Here is a 17,777-nt window from a genome sequence, read left to right on the forward strand (position 1 = left end):
TCGCGCAAAGCCCATTCATGCAAATGGGCACAAGCGAGCCTGGCAGGCCGTTCAAGGCTCGCGAAACTCAAGAGGTGGTGAAGAAGGATCTCAGCGCAGCATGTCCTTCGGTAGCGATTGCAGCAGGTTGATCAACGTCGCGCCCTCGGGACGCAGATGCGCCCTCATGAGGCGCACCGCCGTCTCGCCATCGCGCTCCTGGATCGCTTTCGCGATCTGGCCATGCTCGAGGTGCGCGTGCATGGCGTCCCCCACCGCGCCGAACGAATGGGAGCGGTAGGCGACCGTGCGGGTGCGCATGCGCAGGATCTCCTGGCGCAGGAACGTATTGCGCGAGCCGGCATAGAGCACCTCGTGGAACGCCATGTTGGCCTGCTGCCATCCGACCTGGTCGTCGGCCTCGGCGGCGGCTTCGCCGGCGAGATGGGCGTCCATCAGGGCTTGCCGCTCCGGCCGCGTCATGCGCTCGCACGCATAACCCGCGCAGAGCCCTTCCAGGTCGGACAGCAGCTCCCAGACGGAGACCAGTTGCTGCACGTCCATCTTCGAGACGATCGAGCCGCCGCGGGAAATGCTGCTGACGAGACCTTCGGACTTGAGCCGCACCAGCGCCTCGCGCACGGGGGTGCGGGAGACGCCGAACTGCGTCATCAGGCTCTCCTCGTCGATCGAATCGCCGGGCAACAGCATGCGCTGGCTGATCTGCGACTCGACCGCTCTGTAGATCTGGTCGCTCGTCGTCATGGCACTTGCCTGTATCGGAGGGTTCCCGCGAAGCGCAGGCGCTCAAGGGCGCGGGAACCGAAGCGGCATGCCTGCCGGTCGCCGGCACGCCAGGCCCTCGCGTGCGCTCGGAACGCGGGGCATGGGTGCGCGGGGTGGAAAAGCTCTGGAGTGTCTCTCACTGTGGATGGGTCGGAAAAAATCGCTCGAAGTCGTCGGGAAGCAGCCGGGTCAGATCGTCAGGTTGACCGTCACGGTCTTGAGCCGCGAGAAGCCTTCGGTCAGGGAAGACAGCGACTGCTCCTTGCCCTGGCCGCTCTGCTTGAAGCCGCCGTAGGGCTGGCCGAACAGCTGGCCCTTGCCCTGGTTGACCTGCACCCAGCCCGAGTCTATCTCATGGGCCATGCGGATCGCGCGCGCCGTGTTGTTCGAGAACACGTAGCCGGCCAGCCCGTAATGGCTGTCGTTGGCCATCTTCAGCACCTGCGCGTCGTCCTTCCAGGGAATCACGACGAGCACCGGCCCGAAGATCTCCTCCTTGGCCAGGCGCCACGCATTCGAGCTGCCGCCGAACAGCGTCGGCACGGTGAAGTACCCTTCGGCCAGCGGGCCGGAGGTCGGCGGCAGGCCGCCGGTCAGCAGCTTGACGTCCGGGTTCTTCAGCCCTTCCTCGATGTAGCTGCACACGCGCCCGTACTGCTTGCTGCTGATGAGGCTGCCCATGTCGGTCGCCTCGTCCAGCGGGTTGCCGATCTTGTAGCTGTTCATGAGCTTGACCAGCTTCTCCAGGAACGAATCGTAGATGGACTCGTGGAGGAACAGGCGCGAACCGGCGGTGCACGACTGGCTCTGGCGCGTGAAGCGCATGGCCGTGCCCACGTTCTGCACGACCCACTCTTCGTCCGCGTCGTCGCACACGATGGTCGGGCTCTTGCCGCCCAGCTCCAGCGAGACCGGGCCGATGCGCTCCGCCGCCGCGGCCATGATGCTCTTGCCGACCCCGGTGGAGCCGGTGAAGGACATCTTGTGGATGCGCGGATGCGACGCCAGCGCCGCGCCGCACTCCGCGCCGAGCCCGGTGACGACGTTGAGCACGCCCGGCGGGAGGAAGCGCTGGCAGATCTCCGCGAGGAACAGGCCCGCGAAGGGCGCATCCTCCGCGAGCTTGAGCACCATCGTGTTGCCGGCCACCAGCGCCGGCGCGATCTTGATCGAGCACAGCACCGCGGGCGCGTTCCACGGCACGATCGCGCCGACGATCCCGAGCGGCTCGCGGCGCGTGTAGCTGAGGATGTCGTCGCCGAGCGGCAGCATCTCGCCCTTGAGCTCGCTGGCCAGGCCGCCGAAATAGCGGAAGGCGTCGACGCACAGCTGCGCCTCGGGCCGTGCCTGCGTGCGCAGCGCGTTGCCGGTCTCGTGCGCGATGATCCGCGCGAAGTCCTCCAGCTGCGCTTCGAGCGCGTCGGCGATCTTCTGCATCGCGCGGCCGCGCTGCGACGGCGTCACCTTCTTCCATGCGGTGAACGCGCGCTCGGCGGCCTGCACCGCGCGCTCGACGTCTTCCGCCCCGGCGCGCGGGATCTCGGCGATGACGCGCTTGTTGGCGGGACACTCGACCGGCAGCGCGCGGCCGTCGGCGCTGCCCACCCACTCGCCGTTGAGCAGTTGCATGACGGGGCCAAGCCGGACCGAGGGTTCGGCCTGGCTTTGCAGACCATGAAATTCGTTGGACACGATCACTCCTGTGGATTGGGGCGGCTGGAGGACGGGACGCCCTGGGTTGATGGATGCTTGCTGGCCTCGCGCCGCGCATCGAGCAGCTTGATCAGCGAGCCGGTGATGCCGCGCGGCATCAGGAACATGCAGACGATCAGGATGCCGCCGTACACCGCGCCGGCGAGCGCCTGGCTGATGTCCGACGCATAGGACGGCACGAACTGCAGGAACAGGCCCGCCACCACCGCGCCGCTGATGGTGCCCAGGCCGCCCACGACGATCGACGCCAGGAAGCCGATCGACAGCATGAGGGTGAACGAATCGGGGCCGATGAAGCCGATCGTGTAGGCCGCGAGCGCGCCGCCGACGCCGCCGAGCATCGATCCCGTGCCGAACACGACGACCTTGAGGTGGTTCACGTCCACGCCCATCGACGAGGCCGCCAGCTCGCCCCCGCGGATGCCGGCGAGCGCCCGCCCGGTGCTGCCGGCGACGAAGTTGCGCACCGCCCAGAAGACCACGATGGCGAACAGCAGCACGAAGTAGTAGAGCCACGCGTCCTGGCCCAGCGTGAACCATGCGGGCGGGTCCGGCTTGTCGAAGGTCAGGCCGGCGGCCCCGCCGGTGTACGACTTGAAATGCTTGACCAGCGGCACGACCGACACCGCGAGGATCAGCGTGATGAGCGCCAGGTACAGGCCGCGCAGGCGCTTGGCCGGGAATCCCGCGAGATAGCCGGCGCCGAAGCAGACGAGCGCGGCGATGCACACGGAAAGCGGCGGGTTCACGCCCAGCAGCGTATGCGTGAGGATGGCCGTGTACGCGCCCAGCGCGAAAAACATGTTGTGGCCCAGCGAGACCTGGCCCACGTAGCCGGTGATCAGGTTCAGGCCCAGCGCCGCGATCGCATAGGTGAGCACGCCGGTGAACTGGAACGTGCGGTAGCCGGGGAAGACCAGCGGCACCAGGAACAGCAGCGCCGCGAACGCGAGCCAGCCGAGGGTCGACGTCCTGCGCACGGGCCGGGGGCCGGCCACGGCCGGCGCGGGGAGAATGCTCACCTTGTTCATACGCGCACCATCACGGTACTGCCGAAGAGACCTTCGGGCTTGACGATCAGAACCGCCACGATCAGCAGCAGCGGCAGGAGGATCTGCAGGTCGGCGCCCAGCCACGGCAGGTAGGCCATGGACAGCGACTGGGAGATGCCGACCACGGCGCCGCCGACCACGGCGCCGCGATAGCTCGTGAGGCCGCCGACCACGGCCGCCGCGAACGCATAGATGATGATCGAGCCCATCATGTTCGGGTCGATCGTGACGCGCGGCGCGACCAGCAATCCCGAGACCGCGCCCAGCACGGCCGCGAGGCCCCAGCCGATGGCCATCATCGCGGTGAAGGGAATCCCGACGAGCTTGGCCGAGGAGCCGTTGGAGGCGGCGGCGCGCAGCGCCATGCCCAGCCGCGTCTTCTGGAACAGCAGGAACATGCCCACGGAGATCGCCACCAGCACGGCGACCGTGCCGAGCAGCTCGACACTGACGCGGAACGAGCCGATCGAGAAATACTTCTCGGGGAAAGGCGAGTCGAGCGGCATCTGCATGAAGCCCCAGGTCGCGCCGCTGAGGCTGTTGAACGCGAGGAAGAGGCCCAGCGTGACGATGATGATGGTGAGCTCGTCCTTGTTCTGCACCGGCCGCACGAAGATCAGGTAGGTAGCCATGCCCACGAACAGCGAGACGACGATCGCCACCACGATCGCCCAGCCCAGGGGCAGGCCCCAGGCCACGCACTGCCAGGCGACGTAGGCCGATACCGTGGCCATCTCGCCCTGCGCGAAATTGGCGATGTTGGTGGTGCGATAGATCAGCACCAGCGCGAGGCCCAGCGACGCGTAGATCGCCCCGTCGCCGATGCCGTTGATGATCTGCTGGAGGAAATACTGCATGTGTGTCCCTCTCGTTGGCGTCTCGTTAGTGTCTCAGTGACCCAGGTAGGCGGCACGGATGCTGTCGTTGGCGGCGACCTCCGCCGCGCTGCCCGACAGCACCACCCGGCCGATCTCGAGGACGTAGGCGCGATGCGCGATCTCGAGCGCGAGATTGGCATTCTGCTCGACGATCAGCATCGAGGTGCCGAGCGTCCGGTTGACCGTCTGCAGCGCGGCGAACAGGTGGTCGATGATGACCGGCGCGAGGCCCAGCGACGGCTCGTCGAGCAGCATCACGCGCGGCTTGAGCATCAGCGCCCGGCTCACCGCCAGCATCTGCTGCTCGCCGCCGGACAGGCTGCCCGCCTTCTGCTTGTGGCGCTCGCGCAGGCGCGGGAAGAGCGTATACATCTGCTCGATGTCGGCGTCGATGCCGCCCTTGTCCTTGCGGCGGTAGGCGCCGACCTGCAGGTTGTCCTCCACGGTCAGGTCGGCGAACGTCCCGCGCCCCTCCATCGCGTGCGCGACGCCCATGCGCGCGATGCGGTCCGGCCCCATGCCCTTGAGCGGCTTGCCGTCGAGCAGCACCTGGCCTTCGCGCTTGATCATGCCGCTGATCGACTTGAGCGTGGTGGTCTTGCCGGCGCCGTTGGCGCCGAGCAGCACCACGATGCTGCCCTCGGGCACCGCCAGGTCGACCCCGTGCAGCACCGCCGTCCTGCCGTAGCCCGCGGCCAGGCCCTTGATCTCAAGAACGTCCACGCTTCTTCCCCAGGTAGGCCTCGATCACGCGAGGGTCGGACTTCACGGCCTGCGGCTTGCCCTCGGCGATCTTGTTGCCGAAATCGAGCACCACGATGTCGTCGGAGATGTTCATCACCATGCCCATGTGGTGCTCGACCAGCAGGATGGTCACGTCGAAGTCCTGCCGCACGCGCAGCAGGGTCTGCGCGAGCTCGTCCACCTCGGAATGCGAGAGCCCGCCCGCGGGCTCGTCGAGCATCAGGAACGACGGGTTGGCGGCCAGCGCGCGCGCCAGCTCGATGCGCTTGAGCGTCGGATAAGGCAGGCTGTCGACGCGCTCGTCGTGAAGATGGTCCAGCCCCAGCCGTTCCAGCAGCAGCATGGCGTCGCGCCGCAAGGCGATCTCCTCGGCGCGCCGCGACACCGGCACGCACGGCGCCATGAACAGGCGGGTGCGGCCGTGGTGGTAGCCGCCCAGCATGACGTTTTCAAGCACCGTCAGGCTGTTGATCAGCGCGAGGTTCTGGAACGTGCGGGCGATGCCCCGCCTGGCCATGTCCTTGGACTTCAGCCCCGTGATGTCCTCGCCGTCGAACAGGATGCGCCCCGACGACGGGTTGTAGAGGCGGCTGACGCAGTTGAACAGGCTGGTCTTGCCCGCGCCGTTCGGACCGATCAGGCCGCAGATCACGTTCCGGCGAACCTCGAACGTCAGCTCGTTGATCGCGACGATGCCGCCGAACCGCAGCGACAGCTTGTCGATCGCGAGCTTCGGCGAAGCCGTCGCCGGCAACGCCTCGACGGTCTCCGGCGGCAGCGCCATCAACACGGCGCTCATGCCCGGACGGCCTCGCCCGGCTTCGGCTGCCGGGGCGCGCTGCCCAGCCCGAGCTCCTGCTGCGCCTGCTGCGCCATGACCGACATGTCGGCACCCGGCGCGGCCGCGCGCAGCGACTGCGCGCACGAGGCCGCCACGCTGCGCGAGACCGTGCCCTTCGCGCCCATCGCGTCGTAGAGCGACATCGCCACGCGCACGTCCTTCTCGAGCAGCTGCATGGTGAAGCCGCAGGCGAACTTGCGGTCGACGATCTGGGGCTGCCAGTGCGTCATGGACACCCAGTTCTGGCCGCTCGAGGCGTTGACGACCTTGAGCATGGTCGCCGGGTCCAGCCCGAACTTCTCGCCGACCGCGAAGGCCTCGCTGTTGACCGCGAGCGCGGTGGCCGACATCAGGTTGTTCAGCGCCTTGACCGCGTGGCCGGCGCCGACCCTGCCGACGTGGAACACGTTCGGCCCCATCTTCAGCAGCAGCGGGCGGGCCGCTTCGTAGTCGGCGGCGTCGCCACCCACCATGATCGCGAGCGTGCCCTTCTCCGCGCCGATGGCGCCGCCCGAGACCGGCGCGTCGATGAAGCGCAGGCCGCGGCGCTTCGCCTCTTCGGCGTTCGCGACCGAGTTGGTCGGCGCCGACGAGCTCATGTCGATGATCAGGGCGCCCGGCTTGAGCGCGTCGAACAGGCCCTTGCCGCCCTCGCCGCGCAGGACGGCGTCGACCACCTGGCTGGTGGGCAGCATCAGGATCACCGCATCCGCCGCGGCCATGTCGGCCACCGTCGCCACCCTGCCGCCGACCGCTTCGGCCGCCGCCGCGGCCGCGGCCGCGTTGGCGTCGCTGACCAGCAGCGTGGCCGAGCCCTTGAGATGCCGGACCATGCGGTGGCCCATCGTGCCGAGACCGATGAAGCCGACCGTGGCGAACGCGTGTTCTTTCACTTGTGTCATTTCAAATCGCTCCTCTGTGCTGCGCTGTGCTGTGCTGTCTTGGGGTTGGGATCAGTTCGACTTGGCGCGCGGTTCCCACGCGGGCGTGCGGCCCTCGTAGTTGAGAACGCCGCCGACCGGCACGAACTTCACGCCGTCGAACTGGGCGATCTGCACGGACTCGATCGGGTAGCCGTCGGCCGTCCCCTTGGTGTTCAGCCTGATGCCTTCGAGCAGGATCGGCACCTTGACGTTGTCCAGGCTGCGGATGGACGCCATGAAGGCGTCGCGCGTCGGCGTCTTCATCCGCTCCAGCACGGCCTTCGTGGCCATGCAGTCGTACCAGCCCATCGTCGCGTTCTGGTCCGCCACGTTCGCGCCCGGCGCGTACTGCTTGAGCTTGGTGAGGTAGGTCTTCATGTCCTCGTCGTTCGCGAACGCCGGGTTGGTCGCGTCCTTGATGTAGAGGCCGCTGTAGATGCCCTTGGAGATGTCGGCGCCGGCGGGCACCAGCGTGCCGCCGATGCTGGCGCCCACGTTCCAGACGATGTGCACCGGCTTCCAGTTGATGGCGGCGGTCTGCTTGATGGCCTGCACGACGAACTTCGGCGTAGTCGCCTCGACGAAGACGTCGGCCCCCGACTCCTTCAGGCGGCTGATCTTCGCATTGATCGTCGGCTCGCTGTAGCTGTGCTCCTCGTGGGCCACGATGTTCAGGCCGAGCGCCTTGGCGGTCTTGACGAAGGTGTCGGCGAAGAAGGGGCCGCCGCTGTCGTCGTTGATCAGCGCGATCTTGGCGTTCGGCCACTTCTGCTTGATGAACTCCGCGTACATGGCCGCCTCGGTGTTGTACGAGAGATAGCCGAGCATGGTCCAGGGGAACTTCTCGACCTCCGCCCTCGCGCCGAACATCGGGCCGCCCGAGCCGATGAAGGCCTGCGGTATCTTCTCGGCGTTGTAGTACGAGCGCGTTCCGAGGTTGGCGCCGGTGCCGTTGTTGCCGATCACGGCGAAGACCTTCGACTGCTCCACGAAGCGGCGCGCGTTCTGCAGCGCGCGGGCCGGCTCCATGGCGTCGTCGAGCGTCTCGATCTTGATCTTGCGCGTCTTGCCGTCGCCGACCTTGACGCCGCCCTGCTCGGCGTTGAGGTAATCGAAGCAGCCCTTGACCCCCACGCCGATGGCGCCGTAGGCGGCATTGGGGCCGGACTGCGCCACGGAGACCCCGAACACGATCTCGGAGTCGGAGATGCCCGCGTCGGCCGCGCGCGCCGCGGCCGACCAGGCAATGAGCGCGGACGCCACCGCGCAGAACATGAGGCGACGGCCCGAAGGGCTTCGACAAGGGCTCCGACCATAGATCATTCGCTGTCTCCTAGTTGTTGTGTTGAGAGTTCCGCCCTCAATCGGCCGGCGCTGCGACGTGTGTGGTTGGTCATCGCCAAGTCTTTTTACACGTCACCTCCGTATATTTATAGAATCTATCTGAATTCAGAAAAGCGCCTTAGGGATATTCCCGTAGCTGCACCGCCGCAAAATTCCGGCGCCGGCGGACGGCCGGGGCGCTGGAACCGACATCGGCAGCACAACCAGGAGGCAGGATCGATGGCAAATGAAAACGGGGCCGACGCGGCACCGGCAACGCAGGCGCCCGCGCTGGCGTCCAACGCCGTGAGCGAAGCGCTGCGCGCGCGCTTCGGCGTCGAGGGCGAATGGTCGTTCGGGATCACCTTCCGCGCGCGATGGAGCGAAACCGATGCCTACCAGCACGTCAGCAACCGCACGCACTTCGTCTGGTTCGAGGAAACCCGCAACCGCTACCTGGAAGCCGCCGGCTATCCCCTGACCGGGCCGGACACGCCCGGGCCGGTCATCCGCGAGACGACCTGCACCTACGAGCAGCCCATCTCGCTTGGCGACGAAGTGCTCGTGACCTGCCGCACCCCGTGGGTCGGCCGAACGAGCCTGCGGATGGACTACGCGGTGTGGCACGATGGCCTGGCCGCGACCGCGCATACCATCGTGGTCTGGTATCGCAACACCACCCGGGAACGTCTGCCGGTGCCGCCGGCACTGATTGCCTACATGGAAAAACTCGACGGCACGACGCGGCGCTGAGGCCGCGTATGCGCATCCGCCGGGCGAGAGCGCGTCCGCGCATTCCCGGCAGGATGCGGCTTGACGCGCCGATGTGGAAAAAAGCACATCGGGAGCCGCGTCGCGCCACGCCGGCAAGATCCCCGGGGCCGCAAGCAACCCGCCGGCCGCAGGGCATCCCGCTCATTTTCCGCTCATTGTCATGAACCACACTGCCGTTGTGGAGGCAGCGCGCGCCGATGCGATCAAAGCCCGGTCGCCGGTCCGCCGCCTTCCCGATACGCTCTGGAGACCATCATGACCAAGATTGCCCGGCTGCTCGAGAAGCTTCACGTCACCCGCCGCTTCGCGGAAAGCTACGGACAACCGGCGATGACCTCGCGCCTCACTTTGCCGCTTTGCGAAGCATGATTTCACGAGCGACTTCGGTGACCAGTTCACGCAACCACTGGTGCGCAGCATCATGGCGGTAGCGGACATGCCACGCCATATCCACCGGGAATGCCCCCAGGTCCACTGGCGCGGCCAGTATCTTCAGCCGGGCATCGCTTGCGAGATGGCGACAGATCAGCGCAGGTAGCGTCGCGCAATAGTCTGTCGCGGCAACAAGTTCCGGAACCGCCATGAAGTGCGTGACGGATATCGCTACCTCACGGCGAAGGCCCTGGCGCTGAAGCGTCTGGAACAGACCCGCGCGCAGGCGGCCGGGTGGCAGCACATTGACGTGCTTGAGCTGCTCGTACTGTTGCCTGGACATTCGCTTGTGTACATGCGGATGGTCGGCGCGCACCACGCAGGCAATGCCGTCTTCCATCAGGGGCTGCACCACGAGGTTGTCAGGCGGGTCGACAATGCGGCCCAGCACCATCGCGGTAGCGCCGGAACCCACGCCGGTCTCGGCCAGGTCCGTGCCAAACGGCACCAGCCGCAGCCGAATTCCCGGTGCCCGCTCGCTCAACCGCGTGACGATTCCAGGCAGCAGCACGAACTCGACGTAGCTGCTCGGCGCCAGTATGAACAGACGCTCCGCCTGCTTCGGGTCGAAGCCCTGCTGGCCCAGTACCAGCTCGTCGAGCTGGCCGATCGCGGCGGCGATGCCGGGCGCCAGCGCTTCGGCTTTCTCCGTTGGCTGCATGCCGTACCGTTCGCGAATGAACAGGGGGTCCTGCAACAAATCCCGCAGTCTCGCCAGGGCATTGGACAGCGCCGGTTGCGTCATCCCCAGCCGCTCGGCCGCACGCGTGACGCTTCGCTCCTCCATGAGCGTCAGGAATACGGGTAGGAGATTCAGGTCGTAGCGCATCCAGATATATTGTCAGGAAAATATCTGGAATCCAATAAATAAATTGGATGAATGAAAAGGCAGTGCACATACTCCATTGCACAGAGAGGTTGCCTCCCCTGCCTGACGGACAGGCGGCAGCACTCTTTCCACACTGCATCCGCACACAGCCACTGGAGTCGCCATGTCTTCCGAATCGCTTTTTACCCCCTTCCGCCTGGGCGCCATCGACGTCCGCAACCGCATCGCCATGGCGCCGCTGACCCGGTCGCGCGCAGGCATGGACGGTGTCCAGACGCCGCTGGCCGTCGACTACTACGGACAGCGAGCGTCGGCGGGCCTGATCATCACCGAGGCAACCAACATCTCGCGCCAGGGTCGTGGCTACGCTTACACGCCCGGCATCTACACCGATGCGCATGTGGATGCCTGGGCACCCGTGACCGACGCGGTCCATGCGGCGGGCGGCCGCATCGTGATGCAGTTGTGGCATGTGGGCCGCATGTCGCATGTCAGCCTGCAGGAAGACGGCGCCGCGCCGGTAGCGCCGTCCGCCATCCAGGCTGGCGGCAACGTCTTTACCGAAACCGGACACCTGCCGCCGTCGATGCCGCGGGCACTTGCCACCGAGGAGATCGCCGGCATCGTGGAAGACTACCGAAGCGCCGCGCGCCGCGCGAAGGCCGCCGGGTTCGATGGCGTGGAAGTACACGCAGCCAACGGCTACCTGCTGGAGCAATTCCTGCGCGACAGCACAAACCACCGCGAAGACCGCTACGGCGGCTCCATTGAAAACCGCGCACGCCTGTCGCTGGAAGTGGTGGAAGCTGTCGCCGGGGTCTGGGGCGCCGATCGCGTCGGGCTTCGCCTCTCACCCTTCTCGACCGCGGTAGGGGACACGCCGCTGGACAGCACGCCGATGGAAACGCACGGCTACCTGGCTCGCCGGCTCGGCGAGATGGGACTGGCATACCTCCATGCCGTCGAGGGGCAGTTGCACGGCGGCAACGGCGCCGCAACGTTCGACGTGCAAGCCCTGCGCGCAGCCTTCGGCGGCGCCTACATTGCCAACAATGGATACGACCGGCACCGCGCCCTGAACGCCACCGCTTCCGGTCACGCGGACATGATCGCCTTCGGCAAGCCCTTCATCGGAAATCCCGACCTCGTTGAGCGGCTGCGATCGGACGTGCCGCTGCATGAGGCACCGGCGGCTACCTTCTTTGGCGGCGGCGCCGAGGGGTATACCGAACTGGTCCGAGCCTAGGGCTGGCACGAGACTGGCCGGTGGGGGTCGATGCCTCGGCCGGCCAGTGGAAAAGTCACAAGATCGGCGCGCAATGCATCCTGCCGTCCTTCCTTAGCATGGAGAATCGCCACGCCACGAATTTCGCGCATGACTACCCGTTCCTGAAAATGGTTGCTCAAGGCGGCAAGCCGCTGACCGCCGGTTGCCGCCTGTTTCGTCGACTTACTCGCTACGGTCGTACGAGAACTGGATGCCCGGCGTGCCGCCCGTTTCGATGAACAGGTTCATGAACGCGGGGACGGTCTCGCTGCGCTTCCAGTCCCGTTGCAGCTCGCAGAACAGCTGCACGGTAGAAATAAGCTTGCCGCCGGCCTGCTCGATGCGTCGCAGTGCGGCTTCATGCGCGGCCACGGATGTGCCACCCACGGCATCCACCGGCACATAGACCTCGTAGCCCTCGGCCAGCGCGTCCAGCGCCGGGAACGTCAGGCATGCCTCGGTCCAGAGCGCAGTCATGATGAGCTTCTTGCGGCCGGTTTCCTGAACCGCTTTCCGGAATTCCACGTCCTCCCAGCTGTTGATGCTGGTGCGATCGTAGGTCGGATAGTCGCCCAACACCTTGCGGATATGGGATACCGGCGGCTTGTTGAGACCGGTTTGCACGTTGACCGTGGAATGCACGATCGGCAGGCCGTAAGCGATGGCTGCCTTAGCGCAGCCAACGATATTGTTCAGCATCAGTTGCCGATCCATCGAGGCAATCGAGTTCACCTGCACCGGTTGATAGTCGATGATGATGAAGGTCGAGTTTTGCGGTGTCAGCAGTTGATCCGCCTTCGGGTCACGAATAGATTCGCTGGCCATGATTACATCCTTTCTTTGACAGGTGCCCGCCATTGTTCCGGCGCGGGAGGCAACTCCGAGCAGGCAGGGGCGGTGCGGGCAGGATGGCCGTCCCCATTCTGGAAAAAAGCCGGTCTTGCCCTGCAAGACCGGGATGAACGTCAAGTGGCCTGAACGAAGCGGCCGCTTTTGAAGTCGTCGAACGCCTGGATGAGTTCCGCGCTGGTGTTCATCACGAACGGCCCATGACCTGCTATCGGCTCGTCGATCGGCTCGCCAGTCAGTACCAGCACCATCGCGTCGCCATCGGCATGAATGGCCACGTTGCTACCCTCGCGGCTCAGCAACACCATTTCCGCCTCACGAGCCTCCTGACTGCCGTTGAGGGTGACGTGTCCGGCCAGCACCACCAGCATGGCCGTGTGGCGCTCGGGCAGTGCGATCGTCAGATCGTTATTGCCGGACAGGCGCAGATCCCACATGTTGATGGGCGTAAACGTCTTGGCTGGTCCCTTCGCGCCGAGCAGTTCGCCGGCGATCACTCGCCCCTTGCCGCTACCGTTGGGCAGATCGACGACGGGAATGTCGGCCGAGACGATGCCCTGATAGCCGCCAGGCGTCGTCTTGTCCTTGGCCGGCAGGTTCACCCAGAGCTGGATCATGCGGAACGGGCCGCCAGTCTTGGCGAACGCCGGTGAGTGATACTCTTCATGCAAGATGCCGGCGCCGGCAGTCATCCACTGAACGTCGCCGGGGCCGATGACCCCGCCATTGCCGGCGGAATCCTTGTGTTCTACCTGCCCGTCATAGACGATGGTTACCGTCTCGAACCCGCGATGCGGATGCTGACCCACACCACGACGCTTCGTCGTCGGCTCGAAGTAGTGCGGCCCCGCGTAGTCCAGGAGCAGGAACGGGCTGATGTGCTGGCCGAGATCGTTGTACGAAAACACTGAGCGGACCGGAAAACCGTCGCCCACCCAGTGGCCGCGATTGTTGCCGTAACGGCCAAGAATTGCCTTGCTCATGATCATTTCCCGTGACAGCAGTAGTAATTACCGCTTCCTGCCATTGAAAATAGCAGCGCAACGATCGATCAGGAAGATTGCAATTTCCTACGCTCCGTCCTAATAATGGGACGATGCAAGACCTCAACGACCTCTATCACTTCGTGCAGGTGGTCGACCACGGCGGCTTTGCCGCTGCGGCTCGCGCCACGGGCATGCAGAAATCCAAGCTTAGTCGGCGCATTCTGCAGTTGGAAGAAAGGCTGGGCGTGCGCCTGCTCAACCGCTCCTCGCGCCGGTTTTCGGTGACGGAGATTGGCCGCGAATACTACGATCGTTGTGTCGCCATGCTGGTGGAGGCCGAAGCGGCCGATCAGGTAATCGCGCAGGTAAAGGCCGACCCGCGCGGCATCATCCGCGTAAGTTGTCCTGTGGCGCTGATCAACTTCCAGTTCGGCGAGTTATTCGCGCGCTTCCTTACCGCTTACCCGGCCGTGCAAATCTATCTTGAAAGCACGAACCGGCGCGTCGATGTGATCGCCGAAGGGTTCGACATCGCCATCCGCGTGCGCTTCCCGCCGCTCGAGCCGTCCGAGCTGGTCATGCGCAGGCTCGACACCAGTACGCAATGTCTGGTAGCCAGTCCCGCGCTGCAGGCGGTACGCGCCATCACCTCGCCCGCCGACTTGCACCATTCGCCCAGCATGACCCTCGGGCCGCCGCGGCGGGACTATCAATGGCAACTCGAACACGCCGACGGTCAGACGGCAAACGTCACTCATGTGCCACGTCTGGTCAGCGATGACATGGCGGCCCTGCGCGATGCGGCCATCGCCGGCGTAGGGGTTGTTGCGCTGCCGACGATGATGGTGTGGCGACAGGTCGAAGCGGGACAGCTCGTCCACATTCTGCCCGACTGGCGGCCGCCGGCCGGCATCGTTCATGCCGTGTTTCCTTCCCGGCGAGGGCTGCTGCCCTCCATCCGGACGCTGCTCGAATTCGTGGCGGCCGAATGCGACGAAGCGCGCCGCCGGGCCGTTGTGTAAGGTGCGTGATGCAGCGCAAGGAGCGAGCCTGTCTTGCTTGCGACGAAAGCAGGCTTGACGGTAGCAACAAGTATTGGGTCCCTGCAAACGGCATTTATCGAACACTTCGCAAGCGCCAGTTATTGGGGCGAATTCATCCCTCCGAGCCATCGTGAGCAACGGCTGCAACTGGCCGCACGGAGACGTTGCCACTGCGCGGCGCGCAGCAGTGACAGGACACAGGCGGCCGCCCGATCGGGCGTGCCAGCGGAAAGGTATTGAAGGCCGCTCGAACCGGCTCTCTCCGGTGACACTTTCATTCCGCGTTGCCCAAAGCCTTACCCGGCGAGGATTGCGGGGATCCTGGAATGCCGCGTACACGCGAGTCGACGCAATGGCCCTCGCAATGGCGACAATGTTGGTTCGGCAACCGGATCAGCCGGGCGAGTTGTGAAGGGGAACATGACCCTTTCAGACGCCCCCCGCCGATTTCCCCTGATCCACTGGCAATTCGCTCGCCACGCCGCGGCCGCGTCTGTGCCCTCCCCTGGCCAACGTCAGCAATTCCATCTCCGGATACATCCGATCGATCTCCGCGATGTCCTGAAAGGTCTCCTCGACGATCCAGTCCCGCAGCCTGGCTACGGTCGGACGCGGCGTGGCCGTGGCCTGCTGCACCAGGTAGCAGTGCCGCTCCGTGACATGGGCCTGGCGGATGGCCGGTACCAGGGTTCCCAGCCGCATCCAGTGCGAGACCACGTTGAGCCATCCTGGCGCGATGCCCTGGCCCAGCATTGCGGTCTGGATCACGATCGAATAGTCGGAGAAGTTCAGGCTGTACAGGTCGAGATCGCGTTTCCGCAGGCCGGGGAACAGGTTCGGCCAGTCGCGAAAGCTGTCGGTCAGGTTGATGATGATGTCGCTGCCGTGCGTGGAATCGTCGCGGTAGGCCGGGGTGCTGATCGGAAGAATGATTTCCGGCATCAGCAACGCGCCGTTCTGCGGGGTCTCGCCAGCGGTAAAGAAGCGCACGCCCAGATCCACGTCATGCATCGGCCCTCCCACCTTGCCTGAAATCAGCTGAAAGCGCAGGTCGACGCCGGGAAAGTCCCGCCGCAGCTTTTCCATGCGCGGCATCATCCAGTGCGTCGTGAAGGCGGTCGACACCGACAGCGTGATGGTCTCCATGCCCGTGGCCCGCGCCTCGATTTCGCTGATCGAGGCTTCGATGCCATTGAAGCCCTCGGTAATGGCTCTGTGCAGCAGGCGGCCATCGTCGGTCAGTTCGATGCCGCCCCGGACCCGCTTGTACAAGGGCACGCCCATGCGCTCTTCCATGCGCGCCATCATGCGGCTGACCGCGGGCTGGCTGACGTAAAGCTCGGCCGCCGCCTTGGTCAGGCTGCCGCAGCGGCCAGCCGCCTCGAAAACGAACAGCGCATTGGCGCTCGGCAGTTTGCGGCGGAAATTTGCCATAACTTCAGATTATATTTGACCCAACAATTGGGAAGTTGCCCGGAGCCAGCGGCTGTCCCTAAACTCTCCCATCGAACAAGGAATTATGCAGCAAGCGGACTCCCTGCACACGACATGACAGAATCTGCCCTGCCACGGATCCTATTACATTGACACCGTCTTGTCATAACGCGACTCGCCCTTCGACCCCCCAGGAGCCCACCTGCCATGAATGACCGAAAAACGCTTGAAGACCTGATCGGACCCGCGGAAAGCACGCGCATCATGGATGCGATGCGCCGGGGTTTCACGCGCCGCGACGTCCTCGCCATGTTCGCGGCCGGCGGCATGCAGGCGGCACTGGCTGGCAGCCTGGCGGGTGCGGCGGTTTCGGCGCATGCGCAGACGCCGCGCCGCGGCGGGCGGATTCGCGTGGCCGGGGACAATGCCGGCGCCTCCGATACGCTCGATCCCGCGCGCCAGTCGAACAAGGTCGACTATTGCCGCTGCAATATGCTCTACAACGGCCTGACCTGGCTGGATGCGACGCTGACGCCGCAGCCGGCGCTGGCGGAGTCGTTCTCGACGAAGGATGCGAAGACCTGGGTGTTTGCCTTGCGCAAGGGCGTCACCTTCCATGACGGCAAGCCGCTCGCGCCCGCCGACGTGGTGTTCTCGCTGATGCGCCACAAGGACCCCGCCACGGCGTCCAAGGCCAAGGCGCTGGCCGACCAGATCGAGACCGTGACCGCCACCGGCCCGAGCGAGGTGACGGTGGTATTGTCCGCCCCGAACGCCGACCTGCCGGTGATCCTCGGCACGTTCCATTTCCATATCGTGAAGAGCGGCACCACCGACTTCAATACCGGGATCGGCACGGGCCCGTTCAAGCTCAAGGAGTTCAGGCCCGGCATCCGCTCGGTGGTGGTGCGCAACGAAAGCTACTGGAAGTCCGGCAAACCGTACCTGGACGAGATCGAGTTCGTCGGCATCGGCGACGAGGGCGCGCGCGTCAACGCGCTGCTGTCGGGCGACCTGGACCTGGTCACGACGATCAACCCGCGCTCGGTCGCGCGCGTCAAGGGGTCGCCGGCACATACCGTGTTCGTCACGCAGTCGGGCCAGTACACCGACCTGATCGTGCGCCGCGACGTCGGTCCGGGCACCAACCCGGACTTCGTGATGGGCATGAAGCTGCTGCAAGACCGCGAGCTGATGAAGAAGTCGATCGCGCTCGGTTATGCGCTGACCGGCAATGACCAGCCGATCGACCCGACCAACCGCTTCTATTTCGACGGCCTGCCGCAACGGCAGTTCGATCCCGAAAAGGCGAAGTTCTACCTGAAGAAGGCGAACCTTGGCAGTGCGAGCATTCCGGTAGTGGCATCGCCGGCGGCCATGTACTCCGTCGATATCGCGCAGGTGCTGCAGCAGTCCGCGCGCCAGGCGGGGGTCAATCTCGACGTCAAGCGCATGCCGGCGGACGGCTACTGGTCCAATCACTGGCTCAGCAGCCCGGTGGGCTTCGGCTCCATCGTGCCGCGCCCGAACGCCGACACTCTCCTCACGCAGTTCTTCAAGTCGGACGCGACCTGGAACGAGTCGCGCTGGAAGGACCCGAAGTTCGACTCGCTGCTGACCGCCGCGCGCGCCGAGACGGACCTCGCCAGGCGCAAGCAGATGTACGCCGACATGCAGACGATGATCCACAAGGATTCGGGCATCGGCATTCCGCTGTTCCTTGCCACGATCGATGGCCACAGCAAGAAGCTCAACGGCCTGTCGCCGATCCCGCTGGGCGGCATGATGGGCTACGCCTTCGCCGAGAACGTCTGGCTCGAAGGGTGAGCTAGCGCCCGCAGCCCGCCTGCCCCCTGTTTTTCCATACCGCGGCCGCATGCAAGTGCGGCCAGGGACCCCCTGTATCCGCTTTTTCTTTTTAAGC

Annotated in this window: 16 protein-coding genes; 4 read left to right on the forward strand and 12 right to left on the reverse strand. The window is 65.5% G+C overall.

Going from position 1 to position 17,777, the window contains the following annotated elements; genetic code table 11:
• Window positions 1-90: 90 nt before the first annotated feature.
• The 8 genes from AC3WXD_RS06155 to AC3WXD_RS06190 all read right to left on the reverse strand — a co-directional run bounded on the left by AC3WXD_RS06155 (window position 91) and on the right by AC3WXD_RS06190 (window position 8,179).
• Complete coding sequence (locus tag AC3WXD_RS06155; protein WP_020203740.1) at window positions 91-744, reverse strand: GntR family transcriptional regulator; 654 nt, start codon at window positions 742-744, stop codon at window positions 91-93.
• Between the two features lie 210 nt (window positions 745-954).
• Entirely contained in the window at window positions 955-2,457 is a 1,503-nt protein-coding gene (locus AC3WXD_RS06160) for an aldehyde dehydrogenase family protein (RefSeq protein WP_231586506.1), read from the reverse strand.
• A gap of 2 nt (window positions 2,458-2,459) precedes the next feature.
• Entirely contained in the window at window positions 2,460-3,509 is a 1,050-nt protein-coding gene (locus tag AC3WXD_RS06165; RefSeq protein WP_020203738.1) for a branched-chain amino acid ABC transporter permease, read from the reverse strand.
• The gene (locus tag AC3WXD_RS06170) at window positions 3,506-4,387 is read right to left on the reverse strand and encodes a branched-chain amino acid ABC transporter permease (RefSeq protein ID WP_020203737.1); all 882 of its coding nucleotides are present in this window, start codon (window positions 4,385-4,387) and stop codon (window positions 3,506-3,508) included. Before AC3WXD_RS06170 ends, AC3WXD_RS06165 begins: the two co-directional genes overlap by 4 nt.
• A gap of 33 nt (window positions 4,388-4,420) precedes the next feature.
• Window positions 4,421-5,131, reverse strand: coding sequence for an ABC transporter ATP-binding protein (locus AC3WXD_RS06175; RefSeq protein WP_020203736.1), 711 nt, complete (start codon window positions 5,129-5,131; stop codon window positions 4,421-4,423).
• Window positions 5,118-5,951, reverse strand: a complete 834-nt coding sequence (locus AC3WXD_RS06180) for an ABC transporter ATP-binding protein (RefSeq protein ID WP_082079592.1) — start codon at window positions 5,949-5,951, stop codon at window positions 5,118-5,120. Before AC3WXD_RS06180 ends, AC3WXD_RS06175 begins: the two co-directional genes overlap by 14 nt.
• Complete coding sequence (locus AC3WXD_RS06185; RefSeq protein WP_020203734.1) at window positions 5,948-6,895, reverse strand: NAD(P)-dependent oxidoreductase; 948 nt, start codon at window positions 6,893-6,895, stop codon at window positions 5,948-5,950. Before AC3WXD_RS06185 ends, AC3WXD_RS06180 begins: the two co-directional genes overlap by 4 nt.
• Window positions 6,896-6,946: 51 nt before the next feature.
• Window positions 6,947-8,179 carry an ABC transporter substrate-binding protein gene (locus tag AC3WXD_RS06190; RefSeq protein WP_197090367.1) on the reverse strand — a complete coding sequence of 411 codons (1,233 nt, stop codon included), beginning with the start codon at window positions 8,177-8,179 and terminating at the stop codon, window positions 6,947-6,949.
• Window positions 8,180-8,479: 300 nt separating this feature from the next.
• Between AC3WXD_RS06190 and AC3WXD_RS06195 the strand changes: the two genes are divergently transcribed.
• Window positions 8,480-8,992, forward strand: coding sequence for an acyl-CoA thioesterase (locus AC3WXD_RS06195; protein ID WP_492323274.1), 513 nt, complete (start codon window positions 8,480-8,482; stop codon window positions 8,990-8,992).
• Window positions 8,993-9,356: 364 nt separating this feature from the next.
• On the opposite strand, the gene AC3WXD_RS06200 is transcribed toward AC3WXD_RS06195, so the two are convergent.
• Window positions 9,357-10,274, reverse strand: coding sequence for a LysR family transcriptional regulator (locus tag AC3WXD_RS06200; RefSeq protein WP_492323275.1), 918 nt, complete (start codon window positions 10,272-10,274; stop codon window positions 9,357-9,359).
• A 163-nt stretch (window positions 10,275-10,437) separates the two neighbouring features.
• Between AC3WXD_RS06200 and AC3WXD_RS06205 the strand changes: the two genes are divergently transcribed.
• Window positions 10,438-11,520 (forward strand): alkene reductase, encoded by a 1,083-nt coding sequence (locus AC3WXD_RS06205; protein ID WP_492323276.1) that lies wholly within the window; start codon window positions 10,438-10,440, stop codon window positions 11,518-11,520.
• A 204-nt stretch (window positions 11,521-11,724) separates the two neighbouring features.
• On the opposite strand, the gene AC3WXD_RS06210 is transcribed toward AC3WXD_RS06205, so the two are convergent.
• Both AC3WXD_RS06210 and AC3WXD_RS06215 read right to left on the reverse strand, forming a co-directional pair.
• Window positions 11,725-12,366: a hydrolase gene (locus AC3WXD_RS06210; RefSeq protein WP_020203729.1), complete on the reverse strand. Its 642-nt coding sequence runs from the start codon at window positions 12,364-12,366 to the stop codon at window positions 11,725-11,727.
• A 140-nt stretch (window positions 12,367-12,506) separates the two neighbouring features.
• The gene (locus AC3WXD_RS06215) at window positions 12,507-13,379 is read right to left on the reverse strand and encodes a pirin family protein (RefSeq protein WP_020203728.1); all 873 of its coding nucleotides are present in this window, start codon (window positions 13,377-13,379) and stop codon (window positions 12,507-12,509) included.
• 107 nt (window positions 13,380-13,486) lie between these two features.
• Between AC3WXD_RS06215 and AC3WXD_RS06220 the strand changes: the two genes are divergently transcribed.
• On the forward strand, window positions 13,487-14,398 hold the full coding sequence (locus tag AC3WXD_RS06220; RefSeq protein WP_492323277.1) for a LysR substrate-binding domain-containing protein: 912 nt from the start codon (window positions 13,487-13,489) through the stop codon (window positions 14,396-14,398).
• 450 nt (window positions 14,399-14,848) lie between these two features.
• On the opposite strand, the gene AC3WXD_RS06225 is transcribed toward AC3WXD_RS06220, so the two are convergent.
• Window positions 14,849-15,853 carry a LysR family transcriptional regulator gene (locus AC3WXD_RS06225; protein ID WP_492323278.1) on the reverse strand — a complete coding sequence of 335 codons (1,005 nt, stop codon included), beginning with the start codon at window positions 15,851-15,853 and terminating at the stop codon, window positions 14,849-14,851.
• A 207-nt stretch (window positions 15,854-16,060) separates the two neighbouring features.
• Between AC3WXD_RS06225 and AC3WXD_RS06230 the strand changes: the two genes are divergently transcribed.
• The gene (locus AC3WXD_RS06230; protein ID WP_059412575.1) at window positions 16,061-17,680 is read left to right on the forward strand and encodes an ABC transporter substrate-binding protein; all 1,620 of its coding nucleotides are present in this window, start codon (window positions 16,061-16,063) and stop codon (window positions 17,678-17,680) included.
• Window positions 17,681-17,777: the final 97 nt, after the last annotated feature.

This window comes from Cupriavidus sp. FW216-B1, assembly GCF_058789195.1.

Bases quoted from the DNA above. Each gene is read 5' to 3' on its own strand.
- AC3WXD_RS06215 (WP_020203728.1), bottom strand. From the start codon at position 13,379: ATGATCATGAGCAAGGCAATTCTTGGCCGTTACGGCAACAATCGCGGC.
- AC3WXD_RS06170 (WP_020203737.1), bottom strand. From the start codon at position 4,387: ATGCAGTATTTCCTCCAGCAGATCATCAACGGCATCGGCGACGGGGCG.
- AC3WXD_RS06200 (WP_492323275.1), bottom strand. From the start codon at position 10,274: ATGCGCTACGACCTGAATCTCCTACCCGTATTCCTGACGCTCATGGAG.
- AC3WXD_RS06180 (WP_082079592.1), bottom strand. From the start codon at position 5,951: ATGAGCGCCGTGTTGATGGCGCTGCCGCCGGAGACCGTCGAGGCGTTG.
- AC3WXD_RS06225 (WP_492323278.1), bottom strand. From the start codon at position 15,853: ATGGCAAATTTCCGCCGCAAACTGCCGAGCGCCAATGCGCTGTTCGTT.
- AC3WXD_RS06195 (WP_492323274.1), top strand. From the start codon at position 8,480: ATGGCAAATGAAAACGGGGCCGACGCGGCACCGGCAACGCAGGCGCCC.
- AC3WXD_RS06205 (WP_492323276.1), top strand. From the start codon at position 10,438: ATGTCTTCCGAATCGCTTTTTACCCCCTTCCGCCTGGGCGCCATCGAC.
- AC3WXD_RS06230 (WP_059412575.1), top strand. From the start codon at position 16,061: ATGAATGACCGAAAAACGCTTGAAGACCTGATCGGACCCGCGGAAAGC.
- AC3WXD_RS06185 (WP_020203734.1), bottom strand. From the start codon at position 6,895: ATGACACAAGTGAAAGAACACGCGTTCGCCACGGTCGGCTTCATCGGT.
- AC3WXD_RS06210 (WP_020203729.1), bottom strand. From the start codon at position 12,366: ATGGCCAGCGAATCTATTCGTGACCCGAAGGCGGATCAACTGCTGACA.
- AC3WXD_RS06155 (WP_020203740.1), bottom strand. From the start codon at position 744: ATGACGACGAGCGACCAGATCTACAGAGCGGTCGAGTCGCAGATCAGC.
- AC3WXD_RS06165 (WP_020203738.1), bottom strand. From the start codon at position 3,509: ATGAACAAGGTGAGCATTCTCCCCGCGCCGGCCGTGGCCGGCCCCCGG.
- AC3WXD_RS06220 (WP_492323277.1), top strand. From the start codon at position 13,487: ATGCAAGACCTCAACGACCTCTATCACTTCGTGCAGGTGGTCGACCAC.